19 protein-coding genes are annotated in these 20502 nt (G+C 70.7%); 10 read left to right on the top strand and 9 right to left on the bottom strand.

Features of this window, described 5'->3' with window-relative positions; genetic code table 11:
- Window positions 1-21: 21 nt before the first annotated feature.
- Both ACLIME_RS17930 and ACLIME_RS17935 read left to right on the top strand, forming a co-directional pair.
- Window positions 22-690 (top strand): ATP-binding cassette domain-containing protein, encoded by a 669-nt coding sequence (locus ACLIME_RS17930; protein ID WP_411557803.1) that lies wholly within the window; start codon window positions 22-24, stop codon window positions 688-690.
- The gene (locus ACLIME_RS17935; RefSeq protein WP_411557804.1) at window positions 687-2429 is read left to right on the top strand and encodes a hypothetical protein; all 1743 of its coding nucleotides are present in this window, start codon (window positions 687-689) and stop codon (window positions 2427-2429) included. Before ACLIME_RS17930 ends, ACLIME_RS17935 begins: the two co-directional genes overlap by 4 nt.
- A 112-nt stretch (window positions 2430-2541) precedes the next feature.
- On the opposite strand, the gene ACLIME_RS17940 is transcribed toward ACLIME_RS17935, so the two are convergent.
- Complete coding sequence (locus tag ACLIME_RS17940) at window positions 2542-3543, bottom strand: ABC transporter substrate-binding protein (protein ID WP_411557805.1); 1002 nt, start codon at window positions 3541-3543, stop codon at window positions 2542-2544.
- A 290-nt stretch (window positions 3544-3833) separates the two neighbouring features.
- On the opposite strand from ACLIME_RS17940, the gene ACLIME_RS17945 reads away from it, so the two are divergent.
- Entirely contained in the window at window positions 3834-4391 is a 558-nt protein-coding gene (locus ACLIME_RS17945; protein ID WP_411557806.1) for a hypothetical protein, read from the top strand.
- 104 nt (window positions 4392-4495) lie between these two features.
- Window positions 4496-5242: a hypothetical protein gene (locus ACLIME_RS17950; protein WP_411557807.1), complete on the top strand. Its 747-nt coding sequence runs from the start codon at window positions 4496-4498 to the stop codon at window positions 5240-5242.
- Window positions 5243-5389: 147 nt separating this feature from the next.
- Here ACLIME_RS17950 and ACLIME_RS17955 read toward each other — a convergent pair whose 3' ends face one another.
- From ACLIME_RS17955 to ACLIME_RS17970, 4 genes are read right to left on the bottom strand one after another with little or no spacing between them, the layout of a single operon-like run.
- Complete coding sequence (locus ACLIME_RS17955; protein ID WP_138946288.1) at window positions 5390-6193, bottom strand: ABC transporter ATP-binding protein; 804 nt, start codon at window positions 6191-6193, stop codon at window positions 5390-5392.
- Between the two features lies 1 nt (window position 6194).
- Window positions 6195-7238, bottom strand: coding sequence for a FecCD family ABC transporter permease (locus ACLIME_RS17960; RefSeq protein ID WP_411557808.1), 1044 nt, complete (start codon window positions 7236-7238; stop codon window positions 6195-6197).
- Window positions 7235-8305, bottom strand: coding sequence for an iron chelate uptake ABC transporter family permease subunit (locus ACLIME_RS17965; protein WP_411557809.1), 1071 nt, complete (start codon window positions 8303-8305; stop codon window positions 7235-7237). Before ACLIME_RS17965 ends, ACLIME_RS17960 begins: the two co-directional genes overlap by 4 nt.
- A gap of 4 nt (window positions 8306-8309) precedes the next feature.
- Window positions 8310-9260 carry a siderophore-interacting protein gene (locus tag ACLIME_RS17970; RefSeq protein WP_411557810.1) on the bottom strand — a complete coding sequence of 317 codons (951 nt, stop codon included), beginning with the start codon at window positions 9258-9260 and terminating at the stop codon, window positions 8310-8312.
- 122 nt (window positions 9261-9382) lie between these two features.
- On the opposite strand from ACLIME_RS17970, the gene ACLIME_RS17975 reads away from it, so the two are divergent.
- The 4 genes from ACLIME_RS17975 (at window position 9383) to ACLIME_RS17990 (ending at window position 13967) form a co-directional block, all read left to right on the top strand.
- Window positions 9383-11545, top strand: a complete 2163-nt coding sequence (locus ACLIME_RS17975) for an ATP-dependent Clp protease ATP-binding subunit (protein WP_121291528.1) — start codon at window positions 9383-9385, stop codon at window positions 11543-11545.
- Window positions 11546-11768: 223 nt separating this feature from the next.
- Entirely contained in the window at window positions 11769-12746 is a 978-nt protein-coding gene (locus ACLIME_RS17980; protein ID WP_411557811.1) for a PrsW family glutamic-type intramembrane protease, read from the top strand.
- A gap of 87 nt (window positions 12747-12833) precedes the next feature.
- A complete protein-coding gene (locus ACLIME_RS17985; protein WP_411557812.1) occupies window positions 12834-13253 on the top strand; it encodes a hypothetical protein in 420 nt (139 codons plus the stop codon).
- 60 nt (window positions 13254-13313) lie between these two features.
- The gene (locus tag ACLIME_RS17990; RefSeq protein WP_229940487.1) at window positions 13314-13967 is read left to right on the top strand and encodes a DUF1345 domain-containing protein; all 654 of its coding nucleotides are present in this window, start codon (window positions 13314-13316) and stop codon (window positions 13965-13967) included.
- 167 nt (window positions 13968-14134) lie between these two features.
- Here the strand turns inward: ACLIME_RS17990 and ACLIME_RS17995 are convergent, their stop codons facing one another.
- Complete coding sequence (locus ACLIME_RS17995) at window positions 14135-14716, bottom strand: nitroreductase family protein (protein WP_079704973.1); 582 nt, start codon at window positions 14714-14716, stop codon at window positions 14135-14137.
- An 80-nt stretch (window positions 14717-14796) separates the two neighbouring features.
- Complete coding sequence (gene acs / locus ACLIME_RS18000) at window positions 14797-16893, bottom strand: acetate--CoA ligase (RefSeq protein ID WP_411557813.1); 2097 nt, start codon at window positions 16891-16893, stop codon at window positions 14797-14799.
- A gap of 175 nt (window positions 16894-17068) precedes the next feature.
- Between acs and ACLIME_RS18005 the strand changes: the two genes are divergently transcribed.
- On the top strand, window positions 17069-18010 hold the full coding sequence (locus tag ACLIME_RS18005) for an NADP-dependent oxidoreductase (protein WP_411557814.1): 942 nt from the start codon (window positions 17069-17071) through the stop codon (window positions 18008-18010).
- Window positions 18011-18110: 100 nt separating this feature from the next.
- On the opposite strand, the gene ACLIME_RS18010 is transcribed toward ACLIME_RS18005, so the two are convergent.
- The gene (locus tag ACLIME_RS18010) at window positions 18111-18455 is read right to left on the bottom strand and encodes a hypothetical protein (protein WP_124768596.1); all 345 of its coding nucleotides are present in this window, start codon (window positions 18453-18455) and stop codon (window positions 18111-18113) included.
- 62 nt (window positions 18456-18517) lie between these two features.
- Window positions 18518-18895 (bottom strand): hypothetical protein, encoded by a 378-nt coding sequence (locus ACLIME_RS18015; protein WP_411557815.1) that lies wholly within the window; start codon window positions 18893-18895, stop codon window positions 18518-18520.
- 126 nt (window positions 18896-19021) lie between these two features.
- Here ACLIME_RS18015 and ACLIME_RS18020 point away from each other — a divergent pair, with 126 nt between their 5' ends.
- Window positions 19022-20470, top strand: coding sequence for a lipase maturation factor family protein (locus ACLIME_RS18020; RefSeq protein WP_411557816.1), 1449 nt, complete (start codon window positions 19022-19024; stop codon window positions 20468-20470).
- Window positions 20471-20502: the final 32 nt, after the last annotated feature.

The following is a 20502-nucleotide window of genomic DNA, read 5'->3' on the forward strand; positions in this document are numbered from 1 at the left end:
GACGCCTGCGAGGATGGGACGATGTCGGGACACGAGGGGGAGTCGGTTGCCGCGATGCAGCCGCTGATCGAGGCGGACGGCGTCGGCGCGGTGATCGACGGGGAGACCCTGCTGGCGCCCACGGACATCCGGGTCGAGCGGGGGATGGCGCTCGCCGTCCGGGGGCGGAACGGATCGGGCAAGACGACCCTGCTGCGGATCCTCAGCGGACGGCTGCGTCCGTCGAGCGGGACGGCGAAGATCGGCGGCCGGACCATCGACGACCGCGACCGCACGGTGCGTCGCTCCGTCTCCGCCCTCATCGGCACCCCGGCCTACGCGCCGGACCTGACGCTGCGCGAACACCTGCGCTACATCTCGACGACCTGGGGTGTGACCGGCCAGGCGGCGGACGACGCCGCCGACGAGCTGCTCGCGGCCCTGCGCATCGACACGCTCGCGCGCCGCTTCGCCACCGAGCTGTCCTCGGGTCAGTCGCAGTTGTTCGCCCTGGCGACGGCGCTCGTCCGGCCCTTCGACGTCCTCGTGCTCGACGAACCGGAGCAGCGCCTCGACGCCGAGCGGCGTGGCCTCGTCGCCGACCGCATCCTGCTCGCGAAGGAGCGAGGGGCGGCGATCGTCTTCGCGAGCCACGACGCAGGGCTCGTCGAACGGGTCGCCGACGAGGCGATCACGGTCGAAGCCCCGTGAGCACCGGCTCCGGGCGCATCACGCGCGACGACCGTCGTATCCTCCGCGCCGGCCGGGCGGTGCTCGCCGCGCGCGACGGGCGTCCGCGGGTCGCCGACGTCGCGTTCGTCGTCTACGCCGCGCTGCTCGTCGCACTCATCGTGGGCGCTCCGCTCGTGCGGTTCGCGGTCCTCGGACTGATCGAGCCGGATGCCGCGGGCGTCGTGGCGGCCGTCCGGCCCGGGGCGATCGCGCTGCTCTCGGCGATCGCGACCATCGTCGTCGTGCTCGGCGGTCGGACCAGAGGGCCGGTCGTGCCGAGGCCTGCGGCGGTGCAGTTCCTTGCCGATTCGCCACTGCCGCGTCGGCTCACGCTGCGTCGTCCCTTCGTCGCTTCCACGCTCGCACTCGCGGGACTCTCGGTCGTCGTGGCCGGGGTGGTCGGCTTGTCGCGACTCCTGGTGCCGGGGGAGCGAGCCGCCGTCTCGATCGGCGTGCCCGCCGACACGGCCTCGGTGATCGGCATGACCGGACCGACCGTGCCCGCCGCCGTGGTGGCCTTCGTGATCGGTGCCGTGGGCTTCTCCCTGCTCCTCGCGGTGGCGTGGCTGCTCGGTCAGCACGGTTCGCGACGGACGGTCGCCGCTGTCGTCATCGTCGCCGGTGCAGGCGGGGTGCTGGGTCTCCTCGTCCCGGGCATGCTGCTCCTTTCGCCGTGGGGATGGCTGGGGCTCCTCTGGTCGCCGGTGGCCGGTGGCATCGAGGCCATGGTGCTCGGCGGTGCACTCGCGACGGGGGACTGGGCGCGGCTCTTCACCTGGGGTGGTGGAGGTGGCTGGTTCGCGTCGGTGGGGGTGCCGGTGTCGTGGTGGCCGGCTGTCGCGCTCGTCGTGCTCGGTGCTGTCTCCCTCCTGCTCGTCCCGAGGGCGCTGGACGGACTGCGGAGCGGACCCCTCCTCGACCAGGCGCTGCGCTGGCAGCGGGTCGGGATGATGCTGCAGAGCGGTGACGCCTCGGGTGCCGTCGGCGGGCTGCGAGCCTCCCCGACGAGCGGTCGCCGTGTCCCGCTGCGGATGACCGGGCCGTTCTGGCTCGTCGTCCTCCGGCGGTCGATCGTGGGAGCTCGGCGGACACCCGGGCGCGTCGCCATCGGTTCCCTCGTCCTGGCGGCGTCCGGTGCTGCGGTCGGTCTCTCCTTCGGGCTCCCGGACGGTGTGCGGTGGATGCTCGCCGTCCCCGCGGCGTTCCTCGCCTACCTCGCGGTGGGTGTCTGGTGCGACGCGGTGCGACACGGGGTCGAGAGCGCGGGGACGCCCACGCTCTACGGTCGGAGCCCCCGCTCGCTCGTGCTCGCCGGAGCCGTCGCCCCGCTGCTGGCCGCGGTCGTGATCGGAGGGATCGGTGCCCTGCTCGGGGTGCTCGCCTCCGCGGCACCGGGCGGGATGACCCTCCTCCAGCCGCTCGGGTGGTGGCTGCTGCTCGCGGTGTGGATCGTCGTGCTCCGGACGTTCGACGCCGCGAAGGGACCACTGCCGATCCTGCTGCTCATGCCCGTCCCGACACCGTTCGGCGACGCATCCTCGCTGAACGTCCTGCTCTGGCAGTCGGACGCCATCCTGCTGGCGCTCCTCGTCGGTGGTGGGTTGACCGCGCTGGCGCCGGTGGCGCCGGGTGCGGCCGTCGTCCTGCTCGTCGGGGTGCTCGTGATCGTCGCGGCGTTGGGGTTCGCGCGGTTGCGGAAGCTGTCCCGGCCGGCCTGAGCGTCGGGGCGCTCAGCGTGAGAGCCGGAGAACAGCGCGAGAGCCGGACGGAAGACGCGATTCCGTCCGGCTCTCGCGCGGATCTCCTGCTGTGGTGCTGGTGGGCTGGACCCTACTTCGCGACCTTGGCGGCGGCCTCGGCGAGCTTCGGGACGAGCTGCTCGAGGACGACGGGGATGCTCAGCACGGACGCCGCGCTGTAGGCCTGCGTGAGCTCGTCGGCGGGGTCGAGGACGATCGCGCGACCGTCCTGCACCACGCGGAGGCTCGCGAGCAGCGGGTCGGCGGTGGTGTCCGCTGCGCTGAACCCGATCGGGAGGAGGACGGCGACGTCGGCGTCGAACGCGGACACCTGCTCAGCGGAGACCGCCGCGTAGAAACCGGAGGCCTCGAGGTCGAGGACGGCCGGGTTCTGCTGGAAGCCGAGGTCGGCGAGGATGTCGAAGCGACCGTCGCCCTCGAGGTAAGCGCCGTAGGCGTCGCCGAACTTCGTCGCGGCGACGGTGGTGAGCCCGGCGAACTCCTGGTGGAGGTCGGCGGCCTCGTTGATCGACTGCTTCGTGGCGGAGACGAGTGCGTCGCCCTCCTGGGTCTTGCCGAGCGCGGCGGCGACCTGCTCGAGCTGGACGTCCCACGGGGTCGCGAACGCGGCGGTCCCCTTGGGTGCGAAGACGGTCGGGGCGATCTCCGAGAGCCGCTCGTACTGCTTCTCGTCGCCGGCGGACCGGGTGTTGAGGATGAGGTCGGGTTCGAGCGCCTGGATCTGCTCGTAGTTGACCGTGTCGCCGCTGTCCTCGATGATCTCGGGGGTGACATCGCCGAACAGGTCGGTGGCCCATGGGCCGACGGCCTTGTTGTCGGCGCCGAAGGACTGCCAGTCGTAGACACCGACGGGCACGACGCCGAGGGAGAGCGCCATCTCCGCGTCGGACCAGCCGAGGGCGACGACGGTGAGGTCGCCGGCGGGCTCCGGGACGGTCACCTCGCCGAACATCGTGTCGACGGTGCCGAGCGTGCCGGTGGAGGCGTCGTCGGTGGAGGACCCGGCGGTGCAGCCGGCGAGGGCGAGGCCTGCGACCGCGAGGGCGGCGACGGCGGTGAGGGTGCGGGTCATGCGGCGCATGTTCTGCTTTCCGTTGAAGACGTGGGGTATGAGGTAAGCCTAAGCTTCCCAAGTCACGTCCCGGTAACGCTTGTGCTTCGGCCAGCGCGGTGCGCTGACGTGAGCGCGGGTCTCTGACGTGAGCGCACCCCTCCGGAGGCCCGCGCTCACGTCCCCTGAGGTGCGCTCGCTTCAGCGCATCGCGCTGGCACACGGACCACTTGCGCGGCATATGTCGGTGTAGGCATATCTGCTCTGTGGATAACCCCGGGCGGGAGTCTGGGCGCGCTTAGCGTCGAGGGATGCCACGGACCTCGCGCTTTCGCTCTGTCTCTACGATCGTCTTCACGGCGGGACTGCTCGCCCTCACCGCGTGCACGGGACCTGAACCCGCGCCGCCTCCGAAGCGCTCGCCGCCGGTCTTCGAGAACGAGGAACAGGCGCTGGCGGCCGTGACCGATACGTATCAGCGTTTCCAGGAGCTCTCGTTCCAGATCCTTGCCGAAGGCGGAGCGAACCCGGAACGGATCTCGACGCTGGCATCAGACGACGTCGCTCAGGTGGAGATCGACGGGTATCGCCGATCGGCAGAGCTGGGGTACGCCGTCACCGGTACGCCGTCGATCCAATCGGTCGTCCTCGACCTCTGGCTGCCCCACCCGGACTCCCTCCAGATCGTCGCTCGTGCAGACGTCTGTGTCGATATCTCGAGTGTCCAGGTACTCGATAGCGCCGGGGCGTCTGTTGTTTCAGCCGATCGTGCGACCCAGTCGCTCTGGTCAGTCGACATCGCGTACCGAGAAGCAGATCGATCGCTCTTCGTGAATTCCAAGGAGAAGGAGAAGGACCAATGCGACTGAACGAATCTCACCGTCCGACGGTGCCTACCGCCTGGGCGCTGGTCCTTGGTCTCATCCTCGCACTCGGCCCTGGGACTGCGGCGGTAGCTGCGCAGTGCTCGGACTTGGATCACTCCATCGGCGCTTGCATCGGTAACGGTTCGGTCGACATCGGTGGCAGCGTCGAACGCCCGGGCACTGGCGGTGGTTCCGGCGGCGGAACGGGCGGAGGCGACGACGAAGGAGGCGGCTCAGCCGAGCTGCCACCCGGCGTGACCGACGGGCCCAACGGAGAGCGGACGGTCTGCAGCCTCATGCGGCCAGACGAGTGTTACACCTTCACCCCCGGCGACCTCGGCACCGACCTCGAAGCAGCACCGGCGGCCCCCGTCACGATCCGCGACGTCGCCAGCTTCGCCCCCGCCGCACCCACCGTCACCACCGAACCCGCCGCCTGGGGTGTCCGCGGGCTCCACACCAACGTCATCGCCGGCGCCTCCGGCCACACCCGCACCGGCACGCTCCTCGGCCAGGTCGCAGAGGTGAACTTCATCCCCGTCGGATTCACCTTCGACTACGGCGACGGCGAGAGTGCGACCGTCCGGACCGGTGGATCCAGCTGGGCCGCCCTCGGACTGGCCGAGTTCTCCAAGACCCCGACCAGCCACCGCTACACGACGGTCGGGACGAAGACCATCACCGTCGAGGTCGAGTACGCCGCCGAGTACCGCATCGGCGACAGCGGGTGGCTTCCCGTCGTCGGAACCCTGTCGATCCCGACCGAAGAACCCCACACGGTCCAGATCGTGCGGAACTCGACCGTCGGCGTCGACAAACCCTGCCGCCCCGGCAAACCAGCCATCGGCTGCTGACATCGCGACGCATCCACCTCGTGAGCGCGCCCCACCGGCGTGAGCGCACCCCTCCGTAGGCCCGCGCTCACGTCAGCGGGGCGCGCCCACGCCTGCAAACCCGTGCTCACGCCAGCGCACCGCGCTGACGCCGGCCAGAAACACGGGTCAGTGCGCGCCCATCAGCGGGATGACGAGCGGCGTGTGCGACTCGGGGTCGTCGATGATCCGGCAGCGGAGCCCGAAGACCTCCTCGACGAGCTCGGCCGTCACGATGTCCGCCGGCGCACCCTGCGCGACCACGTGACCGTCGCGCATCGCGATCAGGTGCGTCGCGTACCGCGCCGCCTGGTTGAGGTCGTGCAGGACCGCGACGAGGGTGCGGCCACCCTCCTGGTTGAGCCGGGTGAAGAGGTCGAGCAGCTCCACCTGATGCGTGATGTCGAGGAAGGTCGTCGGCTCGTCGAGCAGCAGCAACGGCGTCTCCTGAGCGAGGGCCATCGCCACCCACACCCGTTGGCGCTGGCCGCCGGACAGTTCGTCGACGAGGCGACCGGACAGCTCCGTGACGTTCGTCGCCTCCATCGCCGCGAGCACCGCCGCCTCATCGGCCGCCGACCAGCGTCGGAGGATCGACTGGTGCGGGTATCGGCCACGCGACACGAGGTCGATCACCGAGATGCCGTCGGGCGCGATCGACGTCTGCGGCAGCAGCCCGATGCGCTTCGCGACCTCCTTCGACGGGTAGCGCGTGATCTCCTGACCGTCGAGCACGACCTGTCCCTGCGTCGGCTTCAGCAGCCGGGCGAGGGCACGCAGGAGCGTCGACTTGCCGCAGGCGTTCGGGCCGACGATGACCGTGAACGAGTCGTCGGGGATCGCGATGTCCAGCTCGTGGATGATCGTCCGCTGGTCGTAGCCGACGCGGAGGCCGGTTCCGGCGAGTCTCGTGGTGGGGGTGTCGGTCTTCATGTCAGCGCTTTCCCGCCTGCGTGATGAGCAGGGCGATGAGGTAGATGCCGCCGAGGGTCACGGTCACCGCACCGACCGGCAGGGCGGCCGGGGCGATGATCCGCTGGGCCACGACGTCGCTCACGAGGAGCAACGCCGCACCCATGGCGGCCGAGGGGACGAGGGTGATGCCGGCGGACCTCGTCAGCCGCCGGGCGAGTTGGGGTGCGGCGAGGGCGACGAAGACGATCGGGCCGGCGACCGCGGTGACGGTCGCGGTGAGGGCGACGCCGATCACGAGCAGCAGCAGCCGCGTGCGTTCGACCGGGATGCCGAGGGCGCTCGCGATGTCGTCGCCGAACTCCAGCATGCCGAGTCGGCGGGACATGAGCGCGAGGAGGGGGACGAGGACCGCGACCGCGATCGTCACGGGCACGACGTCCTGCCACCCGAGGTCGGCGAGCGAACCCATGCCCCAGCTGGCAGCGGCTATGGCGGCATTGAGGTCCGCCCGCAGCTGCAGGTAGTCGTTGAACGCGTTGAGGACGGCGCTGACCGCGATGCCGATCACGATGAGCCGGAACCCCTGGACGCCCCGGGACCACGCGAGGAGGTAGACGACGAGGGCCGTCGCGAGCCCGCCGATCAACGCCCCGGAGACCATCGCCGCATAGTTCCCGCCGACGACGAGGGTGACGATGAGCGCGCCGGTGAACGCGCCGGAGTTGAACCCGATGATGTCGGGGCTGCCGAGTGGGTTCCGGGTGATCGATTGGAAGATCGCGCCGGAGAGCCCGAGAGCGATCCCGCCGACGACGGCGATCACGACCCGCGGCAGGCGCCACTCCAACACGATGCGGACGACGCTCTCCGAACCCGTGCCGGTGAACGCGGCGAGCAGTTTGTCGAGCGGGATGCGGTACTCGCCCTGGGTGAGCGCGAAGGCGCCGACCCCCACGACGACGGCGACGAGGGCGCCGACGACGATCAGCTCACGCCGGTGGACCACCCAGCTGACCCGACCGATCCGCACGGTGCGCCGGCCCGGCTCGGCGACCGCGGTCACAGCCCCTGCGCCTTCGAACGGCGGATGAGCACGATGAGGAGCGGGGCACCCACGAACGCCGTGACGATCCCGACCGGCATCTCGCCGGGGACGGCGACCCGCCCGACGAGGTCGGACAGCAGGAAGATGATCGGCGCGAACACCATCGTGAACGGCAGTACCCAGCGCTGGTCCGGTCCGACGACGGCCCGGGCGAGGTAGGGCGACATGAGTCCGAGGAAGGCGATCGGTCCGGCCGCCGCGGTGGCCGAGCCGCACAACAGGGTGATCGCGACGACCGAGAGCACCCGCGTCCGGAGCACCTTCGTGCCGAGTGAGGTCGCGAGGTCGTCTCCGAGGGCGACGGCGTTGAGTGACCGGGAGACGACGAGGGCGAGGACGACCCCGACGATGAGGAACGGCAGCACCCCGAGGAACACGTCCATCTGGCGGTTCTGCAGCGAGCCGGCCTGCCAGAAGCGGATCTTGTCGAAGATGTCGGGGTTGCGGATCGTGATGGCGAAGGTCACCCCCTGGAGCGCTGCGGAGAGCGCGACACCGGCGAGGACGAGACGCACCGGGGTCGCCCCGGCGCGGCCCCGGGAGCCGATCACGTACACGATGACGGAGGCCAGGCCCGCGCCGGCGAAGGACCACCACACGTAGGAGCTCAGGTCGGCGGTGCCGGCGATGGCGACGGCGAGCACGACCGCGATGTACGCCCCGGCGTTGACGCCGAGGATGCCGGGGTCGGCGAGCGGGTTCCGCGTGACGGCCTGCATCATCGCTCCGGCGAGGCCGAGCGCCGCACCGACGCCGATGGCCAGGAGCATGCGCGGCACCCGGAACCCGGTGACGAGGATCGCGTTGGTGTCGTCGCCGCCCTGTGACAGTGCCCGCCAGACCTCGGCGGCACTGATCGTCCCCGAGCCGATGAAGAGGCTGCCCGCGGCGATGGCGGCGAGCACGACGAGCGCGGCGACGAGCAGGAGCCAGCGCGACGCGGTCGATCGGGCGATACCGGTCGACGCCTCTCGTGCGCGGGCGGCCGCGGTCGGGAGCCGCAGGCTGTCGAGGTCGGCGCTCACCGGCTCATCGGTTGTCTTCGGCCTTGCCGTGTCGCCAGTAGCCCATGAACGCGACCGACTTGCGGTCGACGCCGCACCCGGAGACGAGGTGTCGGCGGAGCGTCTTGATGGCCGACGCCTCTCCGGCGAGCCACGCGTAGAGCGGTGCGCTCTCGAGGACGGGGCCTCCGGTCGCGTTGACCGGCGCTTCCCAGAGCAGCTCGGTGTCGACGTCGACGTCCTCGAGTGCCGGCTGCGTGGCGATCGTGGCGGTGTCGACGCTCGGCGCGAGGCGGCTCGCGATGCGCTCGACCTCGGGGATGAGCAGGGTGCCCACGGGCTGGTCGCCGCGGGGGAGGACGACGACCTCGACCCCGTCGGGCTTCGTGGACAGCGCGGCGATGTCGTCCTCGTGCGGCAGCTCGACGACCGCGATCCCGCGCGCGGTGCTCGGCAGGCGCTCGAGGATCCCGGCGATCCCGGGCAGGGCCGTCTCGTCGCCGGCGAGGAGCACCTGGTCGACGGTGGCCGGCGCGTGCCAGTCGATGCCGCCGGCCGGGACGGCCGACCGGGCGTTCGGGACGTTGACGACGAGCTCGTCGCCGACCTTCGCGTCCATCGCCCAGGTGGACGCGGGGCCGACGCGGCCGTGCAGCGCGATGTCGACGTCGAACTCGGCGAGCTCGGGCCGGACCTCGCGGATCGTGTACGTGCGCATCGGGTGGCGTTTGTCGTTGGGCAGCAGTCGCCAGGCCTGGTACCAGTCGTCGTGCATCGGCAGCTCGTCGAAACCGGTCTCGGGCAGCGGGAAGAGCAGCTTGATGCGCTGGTCGTGACGGTTGTCCGCGATGTGCTGGACCTCGGGGCCCGTGAACGTGAACCGCCGATAGCTCGGGCTCACCTGCTCGATGCGCCGGACGACGGCTGCGAGGAGGATGAAGATCGAGTCGGGGGTCTGTTCACTGAGGCGAGGCATCGATAGGTAAGCCTACCCTTCGATGTGCTGGAGATCACCTGCCGATCGCATCTTGTCGGCAGAGAGTGGCGGTGGTAAACTTGAGTCACATCAACTCAAGTTTTGAACAGGAGACCGTACCCATGCCAGCAGGCCAGACGCCTCAGCAAGAGGATCAGCGCAGCGCGCTCGAGCAGTACGGCGTCAACCTGACCGAGATCGCCGCCTCCGGCAAGCTCGATCCGGTCATCGGCCGCGACGCCGAGATCCGCCGCGTGAGCCAGGTGCTCACGCGGCGCACCAAGAACAACCCCGTCCTCATCGGCGAGCCCGGCGTCGGCAAGACCGCCGTCGTCGAAGGCCTCGCCCAGCGCATCGTCGCGGGCGACGTCGCCGAGAGCCTCAAGGGCAAGCAGCTCATCTCCCTCGACCTCTCCGCGCTCGTGGCGGGTGCCATGTACCGCGGGCAGTTCGAGGAGCGCCTCAAGGCGGTGCTCAAGGAGATCGACGAGTCCGACGGACAGATCATCACCTTCATCGACGAGCTCCACGTCCTCATGGGCGCCGGTGGCGGCGAGGGGTCCGTCGCCGCGGCCAACATGCTGAAGCCCATGCTCGCCCGCGGTGAGCTCCGGCTCATCGGCGCGACCACGCTCGACGAGTACCGCGAGTTCATCGAGAAGGACGCCGCCATGGAGCGTCGCTTCCAGCAGGTGTTCGTGGGTGAGCCGAGCGTCGAGGACACGGTCGCCATCCTCCGTGGCCTCAAGGAGCGGTACGAGGCGCACCACAAGGTGGCCATCGCCGACAACGCGCTCGTCGCCGCAGCAGCCCTGTCCAACCGCTACATCACGTCGCGGCAGCTGCCCGACAAGGCGATCGACCTCATCGACGAGGCTGCCAGCCGACTGCGCATGGAGATCGACTCGGCACCCGTCGAGATCGACGAACTGCGACGCAGCGTCGACCGCCTGAAGCTCGAGGAGCTCGCCCTGAAGAAGGAGAAGGACGACGCCTCCAAGGAGCGCCTCGCCCGCCTCCGGGAGGACCTCGCGACCCGCCAGGCCGCGCTCGGCGAGCTGCAGGCGCGCTGGGAGCGCGAGCGTGCGAGCCTCAACCGGGTCGGCGACCTCAAGAAGCAGCTCGACGCCGCCCGGAGCAAGGCCGAACGCGCCCAGCGCGAGGGCAAGCTCGAACAGGCGTCCAAGCTCCTCTACGCCGACATCCCGCAGCTCGAACGCGAACTCGCGCTCGCGGAGTCGGCCGAGCAGGACACCGACGGCGAGCCCCGGATGGTCAACGACCAGGTGACCGCCGAGGACATCGCCGCTGTCATCGCCGCGTGGACCGGCATCCCCGTCGGTCGCCTGTTGCAGGGCGAGACGGAGAAACTGCTGCACCTCGAGCAGGAGCTGTCCCGCCGACTCATCGGGCAGCACCGTGCGGTCGCCGCCGTGTCCGACGCCGTCCGGCGCACCCGGGCCGGCATCTCCGACCCCGACCGCCCGACCGGTTCGTTCATGTTCCTCGGCCCCACCGGCGTCGGCAAGACCGAGCTGGCGAAGGCGCTCGCCGAGTTCCTCTTCGACGATGAGAAGGCCATGGTCCGCATCGACATGTCCGAGTACGGCGAGAAGCACTCGGTCTCCCGGCTCGTCGGTGCACCTCCGGGGTACGTCGGCTACGAGCAGGGCGGGCAGCTCACCGAGGCCGTTCGTCGACGCCCGTACTCCGTCGTACTGCTCGACGAGGTCGAGAAGGCGCACCCCGAGGTGTTCGACATCCTCCTGCAGGTGCTCGACGACGGTCGGCTGACCGACGGCCAGGGGCGCACCGTCGACTTCCGGAACGTCATCCTCGTGCTGACCTCCAACCTCGGCTCGCAGTACCTGATGGATGCCTCGCTCTCCCTCGAGCAGAAGGAGGAGGCGGTGCAGCAGCTCGTGCGCCAGGCGTTCAAGCCGGAGTTCATCAACCGTCTCGACGACATCGTCGTGTTCCAGCCGCTCAGCGAGGCGGAGCTCGGCCAGATCGTCGAGCTGTACATCGACCGTCTGCAGCGTCGACTGGGTGAGCGTCGGCTCCACCTCGCCGTCACGCCCGACGCCCGCGCGTGGCTCGCGGAGCGCGGATACGACCCCATGTACGGCGCGCGTCCGCTGCGTCGACTCATGCAGCGGGAGATCGACGACCGCCTCGCGCGGGCGATCCTCGACGGGTCGATCCGCGACGGCGACACCGTCCACGTCGGGCTCGCGAGCGACGGCGACGGCCTCACGGTCGAGCGCGCGGTGGTTCCGGCCTAGCCGGCTGCGTGCGGCCAGCGCGGTGCGCTGACCCGAGCGCGACCCACCGATGTGAGCGCGCCCCTCCGGAGGGGCGCGCTCACGCGTATGCCCCGCGCTCGCGCGACAGCACCGCGCTGACAGTGGCCCCCGAGTGGGGGAGGAAACCCCTGGTGCGCGACGGATGCCGCGCACTAGCGTGATCCTCGCGGTGGGCCCGGTCGGCGCGCCCTGAGAGGACCCGATGTCACACGCAGCCCCGAGCACGACGCCTGAGACCAGCGACGCCACAGTGCCCCTCTGGCGTCACGCACACGCCCCTGCCTGGTTCTTCTTCGGCGGCCTGGCGCTCTGGCTGTTCCTACTACTGGTGCCGCACGTCCTCCTCGGCAACCCGGCGGTGATCCCCGCGTGGATCCTGCTCGGCTCGGGGCTGGCCGCGTCCACCCTGCTGCTCATCATGGCCCGACGTCTCCAGTCGGGCGACGGCGTCACGACGGCGACGCTCCTCTGGGCGGTCCTGGTCGGAGGCTTCATCGCCATCACGCTCGGCAGCACCTTCGACTCCCTCATCGGCGTCGCCGCGACCGATGCCGGTGAGAACCCGCACGACATCGGGCTGTTCTTCGCCGGGGTCGCCGAGGAGCTGGCGAAGATCATCGCCGTCGTGATCGTGGCGTGGCGGCTGCCGGTGAAGACCGCCCGGGGCGGGCTCTTCGTCGGCGGCGCTGTCGGGATCGGCTTCGCCGTCCTCGAGAACCTCTGGTACATCGGGAAAGGGTGGGCGGACGGGGTCGAAGCCTCCCAGAAGCTCACCGCCGGTTCGCCACCACTCGAGACGATCCTCTCGCACCCGGCGTTCCAAGCGGCCGGGGCCGCGTTCGCCCGGACGATCTTCGACCCGGTCGGACACCCGCTGTGGACGGCGCTGTTCGCTGCGGCGCTGTTCGCGGCCACGCGCAACGGCCGGTTCCGGATCACCGTGGGCGTGCTCCTGACCTACCTGCTCGTCGCGGTCATGCACGGCCTCTGGGACGGCAACACCGTGCTCTGGGGTCTGCTGTTCCCGAGCATGCCGGTGCTCAAGGCGCTCGTGGTGCCGGCCATGGTCGTGCTCGTCGTCGCGTTCGCACTCATCTGGCGGGCGCGGGTCCGTCGCATCAACCGCGACGCCTGCGTCGTGTCGCTCCACGTCCCGCGTCGCGAGCGGAAGCAGGCCTGACCAACGGACGCGCGAGGCCTGCTGTGATCCGGGCGTGCCGGGGAGTAGCGTGAAGCGCACCCGATCCGCGACGCCGAGGAGACACCCATGCTGGGACGCAAGACCTTCGAACAGCGAGAGGTCGACCAGGCGAAGACGATGATCGCCGCGCTCGTCGCCGGACGGGAGACGCTGGCCGAGGCCGGAGCGGACCCCGCAGCGCTGGCCGTGGTCGACCCCGAGTTCTTCACCGGCCTCACCCTGGTGCTCGATCGGCCGTTCGTCCACCGGGTGCGCTCGGTGCTCGGGAAGGGTCCCGGGGCGCTCAACGAGCTCGAACTCATCGTCGCGTCGATCCTCGACCACGACCGGGTGTTCACGGTGGGGACCGTGTTGCAGTACGCCGAGGGGACGTCGTTCACCGGCCTCGTCCCGGGCGAGACGATCCGGCTGAGCGCCGAGCAGTTCGAGCGCCTCGCCGTCGGCGTCTTCGCCGAGTTGGAGGAGTTGTTCGTCGAAGCGGTGTGAGGTGCGGCGTCGGCCGCGAGCCTGCGTCATGCGCTCCACGGACGGTGCCACGATCAGCTCGTGAGCTCATCGACGTCCGGAACGATCATGGTGCGGCACGGCGCGAAGCTCCGGTTGACCGTCTCCGCCCTCGTCGGTGTCGCCGTGGGCGTGATCGTCGGCCTGAACTGGTTCTGGGCCGGAGCGATCCTCGCCGGTTGGGGGACCACGTGTGTGGTCTTCGTCGGTTCCCTCTGGATCCGCATCTGGCGGATGGGCCCGGAGCGGACGCGCGAACACGCGACCTCGGAGGAGCCCGGGCGGACGACGAGTGAGGTGCTCATCGTGCTCGCGAGTGTCGGGAGCCTCGTGGCCCTGAGTGTCGTCATCCTGCAGGCGAGGGCGTCCTCCGGGGTCGAGCAGGGCGTGCTCGCCGGGTTCGCGGTCGTGAGCGTGGCGCTCTCCTGGGCGCTCATCCACACGATCTACACCTTGCGGTACGCGCGCATGTACTTCGCGGCGCCGGAGGGCGGTATCGACTTCAACCAGGAGGAGGCGCCGCAGTACAGCGACTTCGCCTACCTCTCGTTCGACCTCGGCATGACCTACCAGGTCTCCGACACGACGCTGCGGTCCAGCGAGCTGCGTCGCACCGTGCTCAAGCACACCCTGCTGTCCTACCTCTTCGGCTCCGTGATCCTCGCGACCGTCATCAACCTCGTCGCGGGGCTGTAGCGGCGCGACGGATACGCCTGTCGACACGCGGTTCCTGAGCCTGTCGAAGGGCAGGGACCGGGGATGGTGCTCAGGGACCGGTTACGACGACAATGAGCCCCGCGAACGACGACTGCGCAGCCCGGCGGACCGGACTGCGCAGCGTGGTGGTGCAGGAACCGAGCGGACTACTCCTGGACGATCACGAGGTCGGCGAGGGGACGACGCTCACGCGGAGCGGTCTCGCGGTCGCGGAGCATGCCCTCGGGCAGGAGCTCGGGTTCGCCGAGCTCGCCGAGCGCGGTGACGGTGAACGGCACGAGGCCGTCCGGCAGCGAGAACGCCTCGCGGATGCCGTCGGCGGAGAAGCCGGCCATCTGGTGCGCGAAGAGACCGTCGCTGTGGGCCTGGATGCTCAGGTGCGCCATCGCCTGGCCGAGGTCGTAGATGGCCCAGGGGCGCTCGTTGCCCTCGTCGTCGAGCGTCTCGGCGACGGCGACGATGAGCGCGCCGGCCTGAGCGGCCCAACCGCGGTTGAAGGCCACCAGCTGCTCAGCGATCGTGTCGAACGTGGCGGTGCCCTTGGTGCCGACGATGAACCGCCAGGGCTGCACGTTGTTGGCGCTCGGCGACCAACGCGCGGCTTCCAGGGCCGAAGCCATCTTCGCTGCGGCGACGGGCTCGCTCACGAAGGCGCGGGGGCTCCAGCGGTCGGCGAGGACGTCGAGGATGGGGGCGTCGGTCTGGGCGGTACGGGTGACGATGGACATGCGGTCTCCAAGCGAAACAAGGGAAGTGGACAGAGGTTGCGTCGCCGTTGACGATGGATGCAACTGCATCGATCGGGGCGCTATTCCCGGGCTTGAAGGGTCCGTGCAGCAGTGACGATCTCGGCGATCCGGTGCGGGGCCGCTTCGTCCTGCAGCGACGTCGTGTCGCCGAGGGGCCGCTGGTCGACGATGTCGCCGAGCAGACGCCGCATGATCTTCCCCGAGCGGGTCTTCGGGAGGTCCGGGACCACGAAGACGTCGCGGGGCTTCGCGATCGGGCCGATCTCGTTCGCCACGTGGGAGCGCAGTGCCTCGCGGAGTGCCGCGGAGCGCTCCAACCAGTACGCCTCGCCGTCGGCCTCCGGACCGTGGGATCGCGAGGACGGGATGACGAACGCGGCGATCGCGCTCCCCGTGATCGGGTCGTGCACGCCGACCACGCCGGCTTCGCCCACGTGGGGATGCGACACGAGGGCCGACTCGATCTCGATGGTCGACAGGCGGTGGCCCGAGACGTTGATGACGTCGTCGACGCGCCCGAGGACCCAGATGTCGCCGTCTTCGTCCCACTTGGCGCCGTCGCCGGAGAAGAAGTAGCCCTGCTTCCAGTACTTCGCCCAGTACGAGTCGCGGTAGCGCTCCGGGTTGCCCCAGACCGTGCGCGCGAGCGACGGCCCGAAGCGGCTGACGACCAGATACCCGCCGGATCCGTACGGCACCGTCTCGCCGTCCTCGTCGACGACCAGCGCCTCCAGGCCGGGGAGTGCGCGACTGCCGGAACCCGGCTTGATCGTGGTCGCACCGGGGAGCGGCGCGATGACGGCCGACCCCGTCTCCGACTGCCACCAGGTGTCGACGACCGGGGTCTCGCCGCGCCCGATGCGCTCGCGGAACCACATCCAGGCCTCGGGGTTGATCGCCTCGCCGACGGTACCGAGGAGCCGGAGGGTCGAGAGGTCGTACTCGGCGGGCGGCCCCTCGGGGAACCACGTCATGAGGGTCCGGATGAGCGTGGGCGCCGTGTAGTACGTCGTCACGCCGTAACGCTCGATGATCTCGAAGTGCCGTGCCTGGTGCGGGGTGTTCGGCGTGCCCTCATAGATCACCTGGGTGAGCCCGTTCGAGAGCGGACCGTAGATCTCATAGGTGTGCGCGGTGACCCAGGCGAGGTCGGCGGTGCACCAGTGGACGTCGTCGTCCTTGGCGTCGAAGATCGCCCAGTGGGTCCAGGACGCCTGCGTGAGGTATCCACCTGACGTGTGGACGAGTCCCTTGGGCTTCCCGGTGGTGCCGCTCGTGTAGATGATGAAGAGCGGGTTCTCCGCGTCGAACGCCTCGGCCTCGTGGGTGTCGGCGGCGACACCCATGGTGTCGTGCCACCAGACGTCGCGACCGGGGGTCCACGGCACGTTCGGCGTCTCGTCGCCCGTGCGTGCGACGACGAGCACGTGCTCGACGGACGGCACGCCGTCGACCGCGGCGTCGGCGTTCTGCTTGACCGGCACGGCCGTACCCCGGCGGTACTGGCCGTCGGTGGTGATGAGCAGCTTGGCCTCGGTGTCCTCCACGCGGAAGCGCAGCGCCTCAGCCGAGAACCCACCGAACACGAGGGAGTGGATGGCGCCGATGCGGGCGACGGCGAGGGTGGCGATGACCGTCTCGGGGATGACCGGCAGGTAGATGACGACGCGGTCTCCCTGGCCGATGCCGAGTGCTGTCAGCGCGTTGGCCGCCTTCGCGACCTCGCGCTGCAACTCGGCGTAGGTGATGGAGCGGCGGTCGCCCGGCTCTCCCTCGAAGTGGAGGGCCACTTTGTCGCCTCGTCCGGCGTCGACGTGCCGGTCGACGCAGTTGACCGCCACGTTGAGCGTTCCCCCGGCGAACCAGGTGGCGGCGGGGACGGTGAGTTCGGGCTCGGGGTCCGACGGGTCGGACCCCTCGACCGGCCGGGCCGGGTCCCAGGTGTGAGCCGTCTCCCACGGGGTGACCCAGTCGAGGCGTCGGGCCTGCTCCTCCCAGAACGCCACGGGGTCGGCGGCCGCGCGAGCCCATTCCTCCGGGCCGACGTTCGCCGTCTGGGCGAGGTCGGCCGGTGGGGCGTAGCTGCGGGTCTCGGCGAGGAGGTTCGCGATGGTGGCGGCGGGCGCTGCGGACGTCGATCCATCAGTGGGAGGCATGCTGCAACGCTACGCGGGAGGCCGGGGCCGGTGCCATCCGCGGGTCATGCGGCGTCATGGTCCGGAGGTTCCGAGGGGCTGTGGAGGAGCGTCGGGAGTAGCCTCGAAGGGCCGTCGCGATGCGCGGCGGACGTCGATCAGGAGCGCGCACGGCGCGTCTCGAGAAGGGAACGACATGGCGACCGTCATCCAGTACCAGGAGCTCGGCCCGGCCGACGTCCTCGAGCTCGTCGAGGTGCCGACGCCTCAGGCGGGCCACGGCGAACTCGTCGTCGAGGTGCGCGCCGCGGGCGTGAACCCGATCGACTGGAAGCTCCGCAGCGGTGTCCGCGGCGGCGAGCTGCACGGCACCCGACGCGTCGGGAGCGACGGCGCCGGCGTCGTCGTCGAGGTCGGCGACGGGGTCGAGGGCTGGTCGATCGGCGACGAGGTCGTCGTCGTCAACGCCTCCGGGACGTACGCGACCCATGTCGTCGTCACGCCCGACCAGATCATCCGCAAACCGGCGGCCATCTCCTTCGAGGAGGCGGCGGCGATCGGCATCCCCGTGAGCACGGCCTACCAGGCGCTCCGGTCGCTCGGCGTGACCGAGGGGACGACCCTCCTGATCCACGGCGGATCGGGCTCGGTGGGGCACGCGGCAGTGCAGTTCGCCGTGGCGTGGGGAGCGACCGTCGTCGCCACCGCGAGCGAGGGGAACCATGCGCGCCTGCGGGAGCTCGGGGCGATCCCCGTCACCTACGGTCCCGGGCTCGTCGAGCGCGTCCGCGAGGCCGCCCCGCAGGGCGTCGACCGGGTGCTTGACGCCGTCGGCACCGACGAGGCGCTCCAGGCCTCGTTCGAGCTGGTCGAGGACCGGCAGCACATCGGCACGATCGTCGTCGGTGCGAAGGCGGCCGACCTCGGGATCCAGGCGTGGTCCGGCGGCAACCCGCTCCCGCTCACGGCGCAGGAGCAGGCCTGGCGGGCGGAGGCGATCCCGGCGGTCGCGTCCCTCGTCGAGCAGGGTCGCTTCAGCTTCGAGCTCGGCACCGTCCGGCCTCTCGCCGAGGCCGCCGATGCGCACCGCGAGAGCGAGTCGGGTCACCCGAGCGGGAAGCTCATCCTCGTCCCCTGAGCGCCCTTCGACAGGCTCGGGGACCGGAGCGGCGCGCGCCCGGGTGTGATTCCTCGCTGCTCAGGGACCGGAGCGGCGTCCGCCCTGGCGCGACTCCGTTCTACTCCGGGCCTTCGCCGAAGCTGTCGCCGACCGGGGCGCGGTCCGCGAGGTCGTCGGCGTCGTCCAGGTCCTCGACGGAGTCCTCGGTGTCGTCGGCTCCGTCGAGGCCGGCGTCGCCGACCACGTCGTCGCCACCGACGCCGTCACCGGCGTTGCTCAGGCCGCCGTCGCCGGGGGCCGCGTCGTCTCCCGAACGGTCGAACGCGTCGCCGTCAGGGACGACCCCGCCGACGGAGCTGTCGGTCGAGTCCTCGCCGGGCACGTGCGCCTGGGCGCCGGGTCCACCGTGCGCGAGGGCGTCGCGCTGGGCATCTGCTGCTGCTGCATCCATGGGATCGGTCATGCAGGCAGCGTAGGCCGGTGCGCGCGCCGCCCGCGGGGGCTTGGCCACCGCCCGTCCGAGGCCTATCCTCTGCGCTGTTCGCCCAGCTCCGGCGCCGTGCCGTCGTCCTGCAGCTCGGAGCCGTCGTCGGCGTCGTCGATGTCGTCCGTCAGTTCCTCGTCGCCCGGGCCGACCCGCGTGTCGTCGAACGGATCGAACGCGTGATCGTCCGTCGGCCGGTCGATGGGGACCTCGTCGCCCGTGTCGTCGAGGTCCGATCCGTCGTGGCCGTCCGGTCGGGCGTCCTGGGCGTCGGTGACGAGCGGTCCGTCGGTGCCATCCGGGACGGTGGCGCCGCCGTCGTCGATCGGCTCACCGAGCAGTGGAGCGCCCGCACCCTGGCTGATCGGCTCCTGCCGGGCGGTGGTCTGGTCGTCTGGTCCTGAAGTGGTGTCGGTCATGCCCGTCAGCGTAGGTCGGCGTATGAGCCGGTGCTCAGGGCTGGTGTCGCCTGCGCGACGGATCTATCCTGTCGGCGCGGGAGCCTCGGGCCCTCCCGCCGGAGCCGAGCGGTGAGGGGGACGCGCATGACCTGGACCTGGTTCGACGCCACCGACGCCCTGCTCGCCCGGGAGGTTCTGCAACGCGGTGTCGCAGCCGTCTTCCTCGTCGCGTTCGTGTCGACGGTGAACCAGTTCCCGGCGCTGCTCGGTGAACGCGGGCTGCTCCCCGTCCCGGCGTTCCTCCGTCGAGTCCGTTTCCGGCAGTCGCCGAGCCTCTTCCACTGGCGCTACTCCGATCGGCTGCTGCTGATCGTCGCCTGGGGAGGCACCCTGGTCGCAGCCACCCTCGTCGTCGGCCTGCCGCAGCTCGGGCCGCCCTGGGTGCCGATGGTCGCCTTCCTCCTGCTGTGGGCGGGGTACCTCTCGATCGTCAACGTCGGCCAGACGTTCACCGCCTTCGGCTGGGAGACGCTGCTGCTGGAGGCGGGGTTCATCGTCGCCTTCCTCGGGTCCCGCGAGGTGCCGCCGCCCGTCCCGGTGCTGCTGTTCCTCTGCTGGCTCGTCTTCCGTCTCGAGTTCGGTGCCGGGATGATCAAGATCCGCGGCGGGCGCGAGTGGCGCGACCTGACCGCGATGGAGTTCCACCACGAGACGCAGCCCATGCCCGGCCCGTTCAGCTGGCATGCGCACCGGCTGCCCCGGTGGGCGCACCGCGTGGAGGTCGTCGGCAACCACGTGGTGCAGCTCGGGGTGCCGTGGTTCCTGTTCGCGCCACAACCGGTCGCCTCGATCGCTGCCGGTCTCATCATCCTGAGTCAGCTCTGGCTCATCGTGACGGGCAACTTCGCGTGGCTCAACTGGATCACGGTGGTCCTCGCATTCGCCGCGGTCTCCGACACCAGCCTCCGAGCCGCGCTGCCGTGGCTGCCGTCGTCGGGCGGTGCTGCGACGGACGGCTCAGGCTCGTCGCCGCTCTGGTGGACGCTGCTCGTCCTCGCCGTGACCGCGGGCCTCGTCCTCCTGAGCATCCGCCCGCTGGCCAACCTGTTCTCCCGTCGCCAGCTGATGAACGCCAGCTTCAACCGCTATCACCTGGTCAACGCCTACGGCGCGTTCGGCACGGTGACGAAGGTGCGCCGCGAGCTGATCGTCGAGGGGACCGACGCCGCCGACCCGGGCGACCAGACCGGCTGGCGCGAGTACGGGTTCCGTGGGAAACCCGGTGACCCGTTGCGTCGGCCGCCGCAGTTCGCGCCGTACCATCTGCGACTCGACTGGCTGCTCTGGTTCCTGGCCCTCGGTGTCCGCGACACGGCGTGGTTCGAGCGGTACCTCGAACGACTCCTGCAGGGTGACCGGGCGGCCCTCGCGCTGCTGCGCGAGAACCCGTTCCCCGACGGCCCACCGCGGTGGATCCGCGTGACCGTCTGGCGCTACCGGTTCACAACGGGCCGCGAACGCCGCGAGACGGGCGCGTGGTGGGTGCGGACGCGACTCGGCGTGCTGGTCGAACCGATGAGCCTCGGGGAGTGACGGCGCCCCTCGACAGGCTCGGGGAACGGAGT

The organism is Plantibacter sp. MPB07 (genome assembly GCF_046619465.1).
Classification (GTDB): Bacteria; Actinomycetota; Actinomycetes; order Actinomycetales; family Microbacteriaceae; genus Plantibacter; species Plantibacter auratus.

Excerpts from the sequence above, each read along its gene's own strand:
- ACLIME_RS17930 (WP_411557803.1), top strand. The coding sequence starts at position 22 with ATGTCGGGACACGAGGGGGAGTCGGTTGCCGCGATGCAGCCGCTGATC.
- ACLIME_RS17940 (WP_411557805.1), bottom strand. The coding sequence starts at position 3,543 with ATGACCCGCACCCTCACCGCCGTCGCCGCCCTCGCGGTCGCAGGCCTC.
- ACLIME_RS17945 (WP_411557806.1), top strand. The coding sequence starts at position 3,834 with ATGCCACGGACCTCGCGCTTTCGCTCTGTCTCTACGATCGTCTTCACG.
- ACLIME_RS17955 (WP_138946288.1), bottom strand. The coding sequence starts at position 6,193 with ATGAAGACCGACACCCCCACCACGAGACTCGCCGGAACCGGCCTCCGC.
- ACLIME_RS17970 (WP_411557810.1), bottom strand. The coding sequence starts at position 9,260 with ATGCCTCGCCTCAGTGAACAGACCCCCGACTCGATCTTCATCCTCCTC.
- ACLIME_RS17975 (WP_121291528.1), top strand. The coding sequence starts at position 9,383 with ATGCCAGCAGGCCAGACGCCTCAGCAAGAGGATCAGCGCAGCGCGCTC.
- ACLIME_RS17980 (WP_411557811.1), top strand. The coding sequence starts at position 11,769 with ATGTCACACGCAGCCCCGAGCACGACGCCTGAGACCAGCGACGCCACA.
- ACLIME_RS17985 (WP_411557812.1), top strand. The coding sequence starts at position 12,834 with ATGCTGGGACGCAAGACCTTCGAACAGCGAGAGGTCGACCAGGCGAAG.
- ACLIME_RS17995 (WP_079704973.1), bottom strand. The coding sequence starts at position 14,716 with ATGTCCATCGTCACCCGTACCGCCCAGACCGACGCCCCCATCCTCGAC.
- acs (WP_411557813.1), bottom strand. The coding sequence starts at position 16,893 with ATGCCTCCCACTGATGGATCGACGTCCGCAGCGCCCGCCGCCACCATC.
- ACLIME_RS18005 (WP_411557814.1), top strand. The coding sequence starts at position 17,069 with ATGGCGACCGTCATCCAGTACCAGGAGCTCGGCCCGGCCGACGTCCTC.
- ACLIME_RS18010 (WP_124768596.1), bottom strand. The coding sequence starts at position 18,455 with ATGACCGATCCCATGGATGCAGCAGCAGCAGATGCCCAGCGCGACGCC.
- ACLIME_RS18015 (WP_411557815.1), bottom strand. The coding sequence starts at position 18,895 with ATGACCGACACCACTTCAGGACCAGACGACCAGACCACCGCCCGGCAG.
- ACLIME_RS18020 (WP_411557816.1), top strand. The coding sequence starts at position 19,022 with ATGACCTGGACCTGGTTCGACGCCACCGACGCCCTGCTCGCCCGGGAG.